We start from the raw sequence: 11,720 nt of genomic DNA, 5'->3' as shown, positions 1-11,720 counted from the left end.
TGCTTCTTGAGGATGTGATTCGATTCTTTCCAAAGGACTTGTCATTACTAGATGCACGGAATTCTTAATTATTCTTTCATCATCCCACAGCTTTTCTATTAAGGATAGGTCTAATAGGTAATAGGCAATTTGTAAGGGCGATCTGATGTGCGATCGCTCTTTTGTTTTATGAATGGCAAACGTTAGTAAGATTAATCTAAGATTTTCCGCATGAAACAGGTTAATTTACTGAAACCCTGACTATATGAATACAACACTCTCTCAAAATGAAAGTCGTGAGATGCTGAAGTAGCTGACCCGCAACCGCCGGATGTTGTTAGACTTATATCGAAATCTATATTGGATGCGATCGCTCTATTTCTTGCTGCAATACTACTTGCTTAGCTCACAGCTATACCAAACTTCAATAATAGTGCAGGCAGATGATCATCTAGGTTATTGATGTGTTTATCCGATAACTCAATTAAGTTAAAATTGTACTTCCGATACAATTCCTGCTTAACCCTCTTCCGTGCAGCATAATCTGGAGAATCTTCATATCCCCAGTATTCAATATATACATTACCCACAGGAAGATAAAAGTCACAATACATTTTTTCTTGGATTGGTAGTTTACGTTCATAAGAATGAACGATGCCCATGTAATATAGCTGATTATCAATCAACATTTCTGCTTTAGAGCGTACAAGATGTCCATCAGTTGTGCGATAGTCAGCGGGAAACCGTTTACGAAAATCTGCTTCATCGCTCTTTTCTGATAAATTCTGTTGAGTACTGTCGCTACCTTTAAACCTGGCGATTGTTTCGATAAGAATGTTGTTTGTAAGTATGGATTCTGACCAAGAAACATATTTTTTGTTGTCTTGGGAAAACGTTTGCTGAACTGCACCAAGGGCAACACCTTGTGAAGTAGGAATCCATCCATTTTGATCTTTAGTCAGCCAGCCTAATTCAGCTAGGATAGGATTGACCTTGTTGATGTGTATTCCAAGTTTCTTGCTTATTTCAGTAGCTTTCACCAGTTTAGGAGAAGCTGAGGATTCAGGTAGAGATGATGCTACCTTTGCTTTAGAAGGCAATGATTGAGAGGTTTGCTGTGGGAGAGGCGGTGGTTGATTTGTGGATGTGGCAGGTTTTGGCTTATTTGCTTTCCAGTGTTCTAAGCACAATTGGTGTTCTGGTTTTGAAACTAGTTGATCACATCCTGGCTGAGTACAGGTTTTCATTAATCGATATTCCTTTGCTGCTAAGAGGAATGCTAATACAACGGTCTAAATCTAGAAGATCTAGGTAACCGTCAGATATCCTAGCATTTGACAAGAACGCTCTGGTTCCGGGTAAATACTTAATCTCACTCTGTTTAGTTAGATGGGTGGGATCAACTAGATTAACTGTGCAAGGCGTTTCAATACACTTAAAACCCGATACAACTCATTCTCGCGTCTACGAAGCACAAATTCATCAGATAAGGCGTACTGTGGTGTCTCCCCCTTAACTAATTTGGCAAACAGGAAATGACTACCATTGGTTAGCATCCCAAAGATAGGTTTTTTAGGGTTAGGAGTTCCTAGCATATAAGCCAGAAGTTGAGCTATCCCTTCTTCTAGGGAAATTCCAGCCCGTTTAGACTCAATCACCACTAGCCAGAACTGCTCCTTCAAAACTAGAACATCAATCCTTCCCTCGATAATCAAACTATCTTCATCTTCTAGAGCAATAGTCACAGATTTCTCAGCTTTGACATGAAAGGGAGATAAATAAAAGCCAGAAATAAATAGCAGTGGATGTAGCACTGCCATTCTGACAGCGTTTTCCAGTAAGGGAGGTTTTTTAAGTAAATTCAGATAACCAGATTTCAGGCGATCTAATGATTCTTTTTCCCAATCACCAATTTCTGGCAAACCATCTTGCCACTCCCGAAAAAACTGGTCGTCTAAAACTTCTTGTAAACCAAATCTTGATTCTAGTTCATCTATTTGGATAACTGAAGCTTGAATGGTTTGAGTCATGGGCTTGTAGTTTAGTCATGGAAGTGAGCGCTGACTCATAAATTTCTAGAAGATTACCAGCCACGCCCATCAGTGATTAATGATGTTACAACCTCTCTCAGTCATGGTGAGCGCTCATTTATTTAGCCTACAGAGGACGCACCGAATAAAAGCGATCGCTCTCTTAATTTATCTACAATTCCCTTAAGGCTCATAAATAGGGAGAAGATGCGCTATGTCAATCGCTACAGCCAGTTATAAAATCACTTGGGAGAAGCTACCTGATGATTTTCTCTTACCCGATGACCCAGTGGACAATATAGATCAGCCTGCATTAGCAGCCGCATTGAATGACAGTCTGGAACAAGCAGGGCGGTTGCAAGAAGATGTGTTAGTCAGCACTAACTATGGTGTCTGTGCCACATTAGACGGCAAAATCGTTGTTAAAGCGCCTGATTGGATGTACGTGCCTCAAATTGGGGTTGTACGAGACGAAGTTCGTCGTAGTTATACGCCACAGCTACAAGGAGAAATTCCGGGAATCGTGATGGAGTTTCTCTCGGAGACAGAGGGAAGCGAATATTCTATTAAACCGACTTATCCACCCGGTAAGTGGTTTTTTTACGAGCAAGTGTTGCAAGTACCGCAATACGCGATTTTTGAGCCAAAACAAGGAGTGCTAGAAGTTTATCAGCTCAATAATTCTGGGCGTTATGACCTGCAACAGCCTAATGCGGAAAATCACTATAAAATTGAGGCACTAAATCTATTTCTTGGTGTATGGCAGGGAACTAAGACCAACCGAACGGGTTACTGGTTGCGTTGGTGGGATGAAAATGGGCAAATGTTGCCGTGGGGAATAGAATCAGTTGAACAGGAACGGCAACGTGCTGAACAGGAACGACAACGTGCTGAAGCGTTGATAGCACAGTTACGAGCCGCAGGAATTGAGCCGCAGTTGTGAGGAACATTTGCCTCTATAGAAGCTAATCCTCCCTTGACCCCAAAAGGAGAGACATTCACCGAATTTAGCAGTTTCGATTAGAATTGATGAAACTTATGCTTGATAGCTGCTCTGTGTCATGCTCTCTAGGCTTAGCGCATAGGTTGTACCTAAATTCAAACAAGTTGGAGCAGTCAACAATGATCAAACGGAAATTGGCTTTAGCCGCTCTCTTATCTACCACTACGATCGCTAGTGGTGTTTTGTTGAGTTCAGCGAGTTCTGCTCAACCTTGTTCACGAAGAAACTCTGATTCCTATCAGGAACTCTACGAACAAGCAAACTGGTTACGCTCTTCGTTAGCTGCCTTTATTACCTTACCGGGAATTGCGATCGCTACTGCTCTATCTGTAGGTTATCGCTACTACAAAAGCTAGAACTGCTCATCAACTTTGTCAAAGAAACTTACAGCAACACAACCCAAAAAGAAAGCCCCACAAGCTTTAACACTTACAGGGCTTCTTTTTATTTGGTGGCGGGAGGCGGATTTGAACCACCGACCTTCGGGTTATGAGCCCGACGAGCTACCAGGCTGCTCTATCCCGCGTCGCTTTTTCTAGTATAACTCTTAATTTGAAAATGTGACAACTAAAAATTAGAGATTGGCAGGAGAAAGGGCGAAAAGATTAGCCTGTCTGGTTTGCGCCGTGCTTGATAACGTCCTTAATACAGCATGGAGAGTTCGCCCACCACCTCTAACCGCTTGAAACTGCTCAGTTTCATAAACGTTTCTGACAACGTTTCTGATACTGTAGGGCTAATCCAGCCCAACTGCTTGAGTAGATGAATAGCAACAGCGTATTTTGCTCGATGTGCACCATCCATCACCTTAATGGCTAGACCTAAGCCTTCCCCAACACGACCAATGCACTGAACTCCTTCTGCTCCAGCTTTACTCACAAGTTCACCTTCAGACAACCGCATGAGCGTAGTATCAAATGCACCTTCTCCGGCTATCATGTCTGGGTGATGGGTCATAGCGCGAACAATCCGCTCCATTGCCAAATTGTCACCAGAAGCTAGTTGGGCGTACAAGGATGCCATTTGACGGAGTTGCATGAGATAAGTTGGTGCGCCGCAGTCATCACGAGCACGAATAAACTCTTCTCCCGGCATCTTCATCAACTCAGCCACTTGGGTCAAAACTAGCTTTTGGACAGGATGGTTGTACTGCAAATAATTATTCAGTGGCCACTGCCGTTGCTGGCAGACAGCTAGCATCCCGGCGTGTTTACCAGAGCAGTTGTGTTGTAAGGGACTTTGCTTCCCTTCTGGCGTTGGACATTGTAGTGCTGATGAATCGACATCACAGCGCCAAAGGATATTAAAAACCTGTCGTGCTTGTTCAATTGTCCCGTGATGAGAACTACAGATAATTGCCAAATCACGGTCGTTCAGGCTGTACCGTTCCAGGGTGCCAGTCGTTGTAATTGCTAGCGCCTGAAACGGTTTAAGAGACGAGCGAACAAATGTCGCTGTTTCTGAATTACCTGCAACAGAAAGAACCCGTCCTCGAACGTCACTGACGACAGCTTGGACGCGATGTGTCGATTCAACAAGCCCTTCCCGCAGGAGGCGAACTTCTATAACTGGTGCTTGAAAACGATTTCCCCTTGTCATGCGTAAGACTCTAACACGAGAAGGGGACACAATAATTGCCATGTCAGCAGCATAAACTTTGCCTTAACTGACTCGATTGAGTTTATAAGAAATTCCAAATTAGGCTACCACCGAAGACAAATAGAACAAGGATTGAGAACGTCCGTTTGAGACGTTGTAAGATCGGCTGAACTTGATAAGAGACAATTAGGCGATCGCGTGTCAGAACTTCTGGTGGCTTTGTCCAGGTTTGACCGTCATACCAGCCTGACTCTTCATAAAATATTGTCTCGCGTAAAAGGCGATCGCGTACATACGACCACCCTAAATAGAGCCGCAGTATGATCAACGCGACAAACACTCCGGCTCCAGCTGCACCACTAAGCATAAACTGCAATATGTACTTCTTTGGTGCAAAACTCGCTGCTGCCAACGGTCCGGCGATAAGCCAACTCCAGCCCCATACCCAAGCGAGCTTTGTCATATAAACTCGTAAGTCTAGAGTTACCCAGCTAAAGAACCAAGAGTCCCTTAGTGCCTGATACTCATTAATCGGTTGTTGCTCAGTTGGAACCGGACAGACAGCAGCAGGAGATTCCATCATATTTTTAGTCACTTAGCGGTTGGGAAACCTGGAATTCGATTTGTTCGGCGTGTCCCCAGAACGCTTCCAGATTATAAAACTCCCGCTCTTGAGGCAGCAAGATGTGGACAATCACTTCACCATAGTCCTGAAGTAACCAGCTTCCTTCAGCTTGTCCTTCTGCCCTCAGAGGTAGCCGCTGCCAGACATCTTCTACTTTCTGTTCAATTGACTGTGAGATTGCTCTTACCTGCGCTTTAGAAAAACCTGTGACAATCACAAAGTAATCTGCCAGATAAGACACTTCTGACACCTTGAGGATAACAATATCCTCTGCCTTGCGATCATCTGCTGCCTGAGCAATAGTTATGGCTAGCTCTCGACTCAAATCTTGTTTTTGGGCACCCGTTGCGACTAAAGTAGAAGGCATTTTTAATTGTTCTCTCATTAAATCTGAATTTCCTTGTTCACGCACAAGACAAACATTTATCAACAACGAACTCAAAGGCTACAGCGATCGCACTACCTCGAATCTCATAGTTTCAGTGCAACAGTTGTGCTGCTGCTGTACAAGCAATCCAAGCTGATCCCAAAGCGATCGCGTTACTATTCGGTTTATGACTTCAAGCTTCACCACACGATTTAAGCTGTTACGGTGTCTGCTGGATGGTCTTTTGATTGCGTTTTTTGGCTTGACGACATTGCCAATGCCCAATTTCGAGTCAAGATCGTGCGGGGATGAATCAAACAGCGGCTATTAAGAAGGAATTTTAAAGAATAGTCGCAGGTTAGCCAGAGTGCTTTGTAAAGGTCTTGGCGACTAATTCTTCGTAATTCTTCCAACTCCGGTGTATTACCACGACCAAGCTCCAGAGTATCAGCAATAAATACAACGCACGATAAGTTACTCATACCGGGACACCCCAATGTGTGAAGTGCGATCGCTTGCAGTACCTCTTCATCCTGCACACCAAATCTGTCTTTAGCGACAATCGCGCTGACATCGGCGTGCAACAAATGAGGATTGGCTTCACATACTGGGTCTATTTCCAGGCAATTGTTCCTTGCCATCTCTAGTAACACACTCTTGCTAAAATACTTAGCCAAGTCGTGCATCAATCCAGCTTGAGCTGCCTTCTCAACATTAAGACAGTGATGATGAGCGAGTTCAATAGACATTTGCTCAACACCCAAAATATGTTGAAGCCGAGAAGCAGGAACGTTATCTGCTAACCAGGTTAAGACCTGATCACGCATCACATTAAAAGACTCCTAATGGCAACGTCACAACTCTGTCATCTGCTTGCAGCATCACAGATTCTTTTGGAATCCTTAGATTAACGTGCTGCCTGACGGCAAACAACGTCACTCATTCCTCACCTACTCTCAAGCAAGGGTGCTACTTGCAGTACACATGGTGCTTTCTCCTTGTTATCTGGTGGTAACACGTTTTGCACCGACAAAATGAAACCATGCTCACTGTCTTTATTTTAGCTTATGGCTTTTGAATGGCGGCAAAGAGTTCTTCATACTGGTTGAGAGCTTGCTCAAAGGTATAGTTCTCAAGGGCATACTGTCTACCCTTCTCACCCAGCACTTTCACCTTGTCAGGATTGTGATACAGCTCCAGAATTTTTGCAGCTAGGGCATCTGGGTCTTCAGGCGGAACAACAATTCCACCGCTACTTTGTTGAATGGCTCTGGCCGCTGTGCCAGTCGCAGGAACTGAAGCAACAAGCGCTCGGCCACTGGCTAGCAAGACTTGAATCTTAGAAGGCATATTAAAGCAAAGCACATTTTGCTTTTGAACCACCAATCCCACATCCGCTGCTGCCAGCATTTCCGGAAGTGTTTCGCGAGGTTGTAGCGGCAGTAAGGTAACGTTGGTCGCGCCACAGGTTTCACAGTAATTTCGCAATCGCTGTAAAGCGTGTTCTTCACCAACAATCACAATGGCAATATCAGGAACATCAAGCAAGCGAGTCGCTGCTTCAATAACAGTTTCTAGTCCTTGGGTTAGCGCAATGTTGCCGGAGTAAAGCGCAACGAATTTATCAGTAAGCTGATGAGCAGCACGGAAACCGTTATTTTCTTTCGGTAACGGTCGAATGAAATTGACATCAACCCAGTTGGGAATTTGCACAATTTTTTGAGCGGGTACATCCTTCTTGAGCAAGTGGTCAACAAAGTCGTCTGCAATGACAGTTGTCTTGGTCGCTGTCCGATATGCAAACTTTTCCAACGCTTCAAAGATGCGAATCAGCTTTGGGTTTTTTAGTAAGCCAACGTGAACAGCGGCATCTGGCAAGATGTCTTGGAGATTGAGAACAATAGGAGTGCGGTGTATCCATCCCAACAGGGCAGCAGGAACGGCAACTGGCAAGGGTGGTGCAGTGGTAAAAATGACATCTGGACGCTTACCCCTGAGCGCATGGACAAAGCTTGTAACAACGAAGCTAGTTTCTAGTAATAATCGATCCAGTAAACTTGGCTTAGGGCGAACCCAAACATAACTCCGTTGAATAGCAACCCCGTTAGTGAGTTCGGTAAGGTACAACTTCCCTCGATATCCTTCATAAATCCGACGTTGCGGGTAGTTAGGCATACCAGTAACAACGCGAACTGTGTGTCCTTTTTTGACCAAACCTTCTGCCAGTTCTGTAACTAGGGGAGCAATCCCAATGGGTTCAGGATGGTAATTATAGGAATAAATCAGAATGTGCATAACTTGAGGTTGCCATCTGGGTAGATACTTGCTGAGTTACTGGGATTGTTTATCCAGGCTAGCCTCATGTCTGCCAATCGTGTTTGAATTTTCCTTGCAGACTTTAAAGGCGATCGCCTTCCTAAAATTCCTGGAAGAGAGAAAAATAGAGTGATGGGTTTAAACATCAAGTTGTGAGAAATCATTCATAAGTTGCTCTCCTCCCGGTATTCTTCAGTAGAAAAACATCAACGCAACGGAGCGACTTTGAATCTCTGTGATCTCATCCAAGAGTGTGTTCCTCATCAATTTATTCAAGACTATTGCCGTCATGCACGTTTATGATACTTGCTCATGCTAAGCAGTAGACTTCCCCTCTCCTTTAGATTACCCAGCAAGACCTCTTTCACTAGCTAGAGACGAGGGGGAAAATGAGGTAGGGGGTAAAGCCAGCTTGTAAGCTCAATCCAATCGCTTCGCCATCGCCTCGTTCGGGAGTAAGAACAAAAAGCTAGATGGTAACTCAAAATTTTGGTCAGTGTAATCGCTCTTACCCCCTAAATTGGTTCAATAATCAAATGCTTCGACTCAAATGCCTTCCAAAATACCATGGCAGTCCCAACAAAATTGACAATTGGACTTATCCTTGATGAGACAGTCGATGAACAGAGGACGCTTGAGCGCCTTGAAACTTTACACGAAGCTGGACAGATTGACATTGCTCGACTGTTAGTCATTTCTGATCAGCAAGAAGTGCCTAAATATGATTTCACAATATCTGGAAAACTTTACTCGAATGCTTCTCTACAAAGAGTAGCGACGAGAGTCAATCTTTCAGAATTCATCAAAACTTTACAAACTGACTTCATTGGTTACATCCCTCGTGGAGTCACCCCAAGCTTACGGCTACCGGATATTGCCTCAGTTGAGTTCAATTTCCTAACCCCTTGGCTACCAGACGCTGATTTACCTAAGCAAACGGCAAAAGAAATGCCTGTTGATGCTGTTGCTTGGATTGCATCGCGTAGTCTTGTCCAGTCTGTCTTGCCACAACTTAACGAACTAGACAAGTGGACAGTGTTAGAGGTAGCTCCAGCCCTAGAAAGAAGTAACATCCCGTTCCGGTGGGGTGCAATATCTGGGAGTGAGTCAGAGTTGCCCAAGCGAAAAAGTGGTTTACCTGTACCGTTAACAGCCAATGCCAAAGTTCTCGCTCTTGTGCCTCATTATCAGTGTGAAATGTGGCTGCATCGGTGCCTTTGCTCGTTAGTGACTCAGACACGACCCCCGGAAGGAATTGTCGTAATTGATGATGGTTCTGGTAAGCCACCTGTGACTATTGTTGAGGAATTCCCCCGTGTCACGCTTTTAACAGCACCTCATCAAGTTGGACCGTATAGACTAATCCAGCAAGTCATTGATGATACCAACTACGAGGCCTATCTATTTCAAGATGCTGACGACTGGTCAACAAGCGATCGCCTTTACAAGCTATTGCACGCGGCTGAGGTGAGTGGCGCTGAGTTGGTTGGCACACAGGAATTACGAGTTTTTGAAGAAGAATCTAAGCTCAATCCCGTATGCTATCCCCTTGATGTCAATGCTGCGTTAGCCGAAAAACCGGGACATCCTCTACTTCACCCAAGTAGTTTAGTTGCACGGGACTTGGTACAGCGCCTCGGCGGATTTGCGACAGGTTTACGCTTTGGCGGGGATACCGAGTTTTTGTTGCGTGCTGCATTAGTAGCAAGAATTGTTAATATTCCCGACTACTGCTATTTCCGTAGGAAGCGGGCAGGTTCGCTAACAACTGCCCCTGACACTGGATTAGATTCAGCCGTCCGCATTGAGCTTCTCAAGACGTTGAAAAACCGAGCCTTGACGAACTACACTGTCTGCCGTGAAGGACAGCAACCCTGCCTTGAGCCTTTGGTAAAAGCAGAACCTATCGTACTTTCGCATATCACAGGGCCTCAGTTATCTTGGGCCACAGATAGCTTCCTGTAAGAGTACAGCTAGAATCGAGAAGCTTTACTGAGATTTTAGTAATTAGCGCTTAAAGTACTGGTCTATAAATATGGGTGAAGCTAACGCATCAAAGTTGGAGGTAATTATTCCTGTCAAAGATAGGGCCCAGGTGATGCCATGTGTTCAGTCACTGACCCAATCCATCGATAAGGTAGCCAGGGTTATTGTATGCGACGGCGGTTCAACTGAAGCCCAATGTGTTGAATCTCTCCACGAACTAGAACGGCAGGATAATGTCCAGGTTATACGCTTGCCTGCTCCAGGATTTAATAAATCGAGGCTGATTAATCAGGGGATCGCTCAGGCAACGAGTGACTGTCTGCTGATTTCAGACGCTGATATCCTCTGGAATGAAGCTAGCTTGGATGCTCTATTGAACCATGTCTTGTCCGATACCCAGACAATTTGCTATGTAAGGGACGTAGAGGAATCTGTTGCCCACTCAGTTGCCCTGAAGCGCGATCGCTATACCTACAACTTGCACCTCGATCATGATGTTGCCTGGGTTTCCGTTGTACCGGGGTCTGATCAAGCAGGAAATTATCGACCGGGTTGTGGACTGATCTGTGCCCGAAGGCTGACACTACTTGCCCTAGGTGGATACAAGGAAATTTTTACAGGATGGGGATGGGAAGACCAAGATTTGCTGATTCGGGCAAGCCTTTTCGGTATCCAAATCAGTGCCACTGGTAAGGTGCTGCACCTCACACACGAAGACACAGCCCGTAATAGACATCATGGCAATGTCGAACCGATTCAAACTCGGAACAGTAACATCATTACCTCAATGCGGTCTTTGGCTGAGGGAGTCCTTATGGGAGATTTGCAGATGGAAGCCGTGATTGAACCGAAGCCTTATGTAATCCGCGTTCAGCTTCCAGAGTCTCTAGGCTATGAGATGGCGTAAAAGCTAGCGTACCTGTGCTTATACAAAGAGATGAAGTTATCCTTAATTGTTGCCTATCGTGGACGTGAGAGCCATTTGAGAACACAGCTTGCCTGGTGGAAAAAGCAATCTGTGCATGGGTTATTGGATACGTGCGAACTTGTGATTGTTGAAGCTGACAAAGAGCGATCGCATTGGATTGAGAAAAAGATTGAGGATACCACAAATATCCAATATGCTCATTTGCTTAACAGTGGAACCTTTCACAAAACAAAAGCTCTAAATCTAGGCTTAGCACTATCAAGAGGTCAATTTGTCGCACCATTTGATGTTGATCTAATTCCTATAGAAAACACCTTACTGCGACATCTCAAAATGGCAGAATTCTCACCGCATTTTCTAGTAACTGGATATCGTGTCATGTCAAGTTCTGTAAGTGTTGATGTTGATGACTTAGCCACTGAAATTGAACAGGCATCAATTGCTCCAGAAGATATGCCAACAGCACTTTGGAAACAGCTTGTTCGACAAGAACGCTTTGGCGTTGTGCCGTTCTTTAATCAGTCTCGTCTTGTCGAAATCGGTGGTTGGGACGAAGCCTTTGTTGGTTGGGGTGGGGAAGATCAAGACATCATTGAGCGGTATCTTGACGGTGGGCGATTCTTGTGCAGGTGTCCAGAACTTGTGTATTTACATTTGCCTCACGAACCTAACCAACAATGGACAGAAGCCCCGCTTGTAGAGCAAAACAGGAAGCATTATTACGAAAAAATGCAAGCTCGACGAAAACTTATGTGAGATAGAGAGAGCAGAGGAAAAGGCTCTATTGAGAAACGGTAAGTATAAATACAGATACGGATTTCGGGTTTAGCGCCATAGATTGGGCATTATTACCCTGCAATTAGAGATTTAGAGATAACGTATGAAAC

14 protein-coding genes and 1 tRNA gene are annotated in these 11,720 nt (G+C 44.6%); 6 read left to right on the top strand and 9 right to left on the bottom strand.

The genetic code is table 11. The features are described 5' to 3' along the window. Window positions 1-380 precede the first annotated feature (380 nt). Together H6F98_RS04440 and H6F98_RS04435 are read right to left on the bottom strand one after the other, a co-directional pair. Window positions 381-1,226, bottom strand: coding sequence for a hypothetical protein (locus H6F98_RS04440; protein WP_192217478.1), 846 nt, complete (start codon window positions 1,224-1,226; stop codon window positions 381-383). A gap of 156 nt (window positions 1,227-1,382) precedes the next feature. Beyond that, window positions 1,383-2,009: a type I restriction endonuclease gene (locus H6F98_RS04435; RefSeq protein WP_192217477.1), complete on the bottom strand. Its 627-nt coding sequence runs from the start codon at window positions 2,007-2,009 to the stop codon at window positions 1,383-1,385. Window positions 2,010-2,223: 214 nt separating this feature from the next. Here H6F98_RS04435 and H6F98_RS04430 point away from each other — a divergent pair, with 214 nt between their 5' ends. Together H6F98_RS04430 and H6F98_RS04425 are read left to right on the top strand one after the other, a co-directional pair. Then, the gene (locus tag H6F98_RS04430; protein WP_192217476.1) at window positions 2,224-2,952 is read left to right on the top strand and encodes a Uma2 family endonuclease; all 729 of its coding nucleotides are present in this window, start codon (window positions 2,224-2,226) and stop codon (window positions 2,950-2,952) included. 179 nt (window positions 2,953-3,131) lie between these two features. Next, the gene (locus H6F98_RS04425; RefSeq protein WP_192217475.1) at window positions 3,132-3,368 is read left to right on the top strand and encodes a hypothetical protein; all 237 of its coding nucleotides are present in this window, start codon (window positions 3,132-3,134) and stop codon (window positions 3,366-3,368) included. Between the two features lie 93 nt (window positions 3,369-3,461). Here H6F98_RS04425 and H6F98_RS04420 read toward each other — a convergent pair. From H6F98_RS04420 to rsfS, 4 genes are all read right to left on the bottom strand, one after another. Further along, window positions 3,462-3,538: transfer RNA gene (locus tag H6F98_RS04420), tRNA-Met, on the bottom strand. A gap of 116 nt (window positions 3,539-3,654) precedes the next feature. Continuing rightward, the gene (locus tag H6F98_RS04415; RefSeq protein WP_192217482.1) at window positions 3,655-4,611 is read right to left on the bottom strand and encodes an asparaginase; all 957 of its coding nucleotides are present in this window, start codon (window positions 4,609-4,611) and stop codon (window positions 3,655-3,657) included. Between the two features lie 82 nt (window positions 4,612-4,693). Further along, window positions 4,694-5,194, bottom strand: a complete 501-nt coding sequence (locus tag H6F98_RS04410; RefSeq protein ID WP_192217474.1) for a CGLD27 family protein — start codon at window positions 5,192-5,194, stop codon at window positions 4,694-4,696. Between the two features lie 4 nt (window positions 5,195-5,198). After that, a complete protein-coding gene (rsfS, locus tag H6F98_RS04405; protein WP_396810554.1) occupies window positions 5,199-5,603 on the bottom strand; it encodes a ribosome silencing factor in 405 nt (134 codons plus the stop codon). 33 nt (window positions 5,604-5,636) lie between these two features. Here rsfS and H6F98_RS04400 point away from each other — a divergent pair, with 33 nt between their 5' ends. Further along, on the top strand, window positions 5,637-5,819 hold the full coding sequence (locus H6F98_RS04400) for a hypothetical protein (protein WP_192217472.1): 183 nt from the start codon (window positions 5,637-5,639) through the stop codon (window positions 5,817-5,819). On the opposite strand, the gene yqeK is transcribed toward H6F98_RS04400, so the two are convergent. The 3 genes from yqeK to H6F98_RS04385 all read right to left on the bottom strand — a co-directional run bounded on the left by yqeK (window position 5,816) and on the right by H6F98_RS04385 (window position 8,083). Further along, complete coding sequence (gene yqeK / locus H6F98_RS04395; RefSeq protein ID WP_192217481.1) at window positions 5,816-6,430, bottom strand: bis(5'-nucleosyl)-tetraphosphatase (symmetrical) YqeK; 615 nt, start codon at window positions 6,428-6,430, stop codon at window positions 5,816-5,818. The two genes, H6F98_RS04400 and yqeK, sit on opposite strands and share 4 nt — an antisense overlap. A 238-nt stretch (window positions 6,431-6,668) precedes the next feature. Further along, on the bottom strand, window positions 6,669-7,898 hold the full coding sequence (locus H6F98_RS04390) for a glycosyltransferase family 4 protein (protein ID WP_192217471.1): 1,230 nt from the start codon (window positions 7,896-7,898) through the stop codon (window positions 6,669-6,671). Then, a complete protein-coding gene (locus tag H6F98_RS04385) occupies window positions 7,886-8,083 on the bottom strand; it encodes a hypothetical protein (RefSeq protein ID WP_192217470.1) in 198 nt (65 codons plus the stop codon). The genes H6F98_RS04390 and H6F98_RS04385 overlap by 13 nt, the downstream gene beginning before the upstream one ends. Window positions 8,084-8,486: 403 nt before the next feature. Here H6F98_RS04385 and H6F98_RS04380 point away from each other — a divergent pair, with 403 nt between their 5' ends. From H6F98_RS04380 to H6F98_RS04370, 3 genes are all read left to right on the top strand, one after another. Beyond that, window positions 8,487-9,884: a glycosyltransferase gene (locus H6F98_RS04380; RefSeq protein WP_192217469.1), complete on the top strand. Its 1,398-nt coding sequence runs from the start codon at window positions 8,487-8,489 to the stop codon at window positions 9,882-9,884. A 70-nt stretch (window positions 9,885-9,954) separates the two neighbouring features. Further along, the gene (locus tag H6F98_RS04375) at window positions 9,955-10,812 is read left to right on the top strand and encodes a glycosyltransferase (protein WP_192217468.1); all 858 of its coding nucleotides are present in this window, start codon (window positions 9,955-9,957) and stop codon (window positions 10,810-10,812) included. A gap of 30 nt (window positions 10,813-10,842) precedes the next feature. Then, window positions 10,843-11,589 (top strand): galactosyltransferase-related protein, encoded by a 747-nt coding sequence (locus H6F98_RS04370; RefSeq protein WP_192217467.1) that lies wholly within the window; start codon window positions 10,843-10,845, stop codon window positions 11,587-11,589. Window positions 11,590-11,720: the final 131 nt, after the last annotated feature.

The organism is Microcoleus sp. FACHB-SPT15, from assembly GCF_014849525.1.
Taxonomy (GTDB): domain Bacteria; phylum Cyanobacteriota; class Cyanobacteriia; order Cyanobacteriales; family Coleofasciculaceae; genus Symplocastrum; species Symplocastrum torsivum.
The sequence above is the reverse complement of the archived record's forward strand: the minus strand, read 5'-3'. Positions and strand labels throughout refer to the sequence as shown.

Excerpts from the sequence above, each read along its gene's own strand:
- H6F98_RS04440 (WP_192217478.1), bottom strand. The coding sequence starts at position 1,226 with ATGAAAACCTGTACTCAGCCAGGATGTGATCAACTAGTTTCAAAACCA.
- H6F98_RS04435 (WP_192217477.1), bottom strand. The coding sequence starts at position 2,009 with ATGACTCAAACCATTCAAGCTTCAGTTATCCAAATAGATGAACTAGAA.
- H6F98_RS04430 (WP_192217476.1), top strand. The coding sequence starts at position 2,224 with ATGTCAATCGCTACAGCCAGTTATAAAATCACTTGGGAGAAGCTACCT.
- H6F98_RS04425 (WP_192217475.1), top strand. The coding sequence starts at position 3,132 with ATGATCAAACGGAAATTGGCTTTAGCCGCTCTCTTATCTACCACTACG.
- H6F98_RS04415 (WP_192217482.1), bottom strand. The coding sequence starts at position 4,611 with ATGACAAGGGGAAATCGTTTTCAAGCACCAGTTATAGAAGTTCGCCTC.
- H6F98_RS04410 (WP_192217474.1), bottom strand. The coding sequence starts at position 5,194 with ATGATGGAATCTCCTGCTGCTGTCTGTCCGGTTCCAACTGAGCAACAA.
- rsfS (WP_396810554.1), bottom strand. The coding sequence starts at position 5,603 with ATGCCTTCTACTTTAGTCGCAACGGGTGCCCAAAAACAAGATTTGAGT.
- yqeK (WP_192217481.1), bottom strand. The coding sequence starts at position 6,430 with ATGCGTGATCAGGTCTTAACCTGGTTAGCAGATAACGTTCCTGCTTCT.
- H6F98_RS04390 (WP_192217471.1), bottom strand. The coding sequence starts at position 7,898 with ATGCACATTCTGATTTATTCCTATAATTACCATCCTGAACCCATTGGG.
- H6F98_RS04385 (WP_192217470.1), bottom strand. The coding sequence starts at position 8,083 with ATGATTTCTCACAACTTGATGTTTAAACCCATCACTCTATTTTTCTCT.
- H6F98_RS04380 (WP_192217469.1), top strand. The coding sequence starts at position 8,487 with ATGGCAGTCCCAACAAAATTGACAATTGGACTTATCCTTGATGAGACA.
- H6F98_RS04375 (WP_192217468.1), top strand. The coding sequence starts at position 9,955 with ATGGGTGAAGCTAACGCATCAAAGTTGGAGGTAATTATTCCTGTCAAA.
- H6F98_RS04370 (WP_192217467.1), top strand. The coding sequence starts at position 10,843 with ATGAAGTTATCCTTAATTGTTGCCTATCGTGGACGTGAGAGCCATTTG.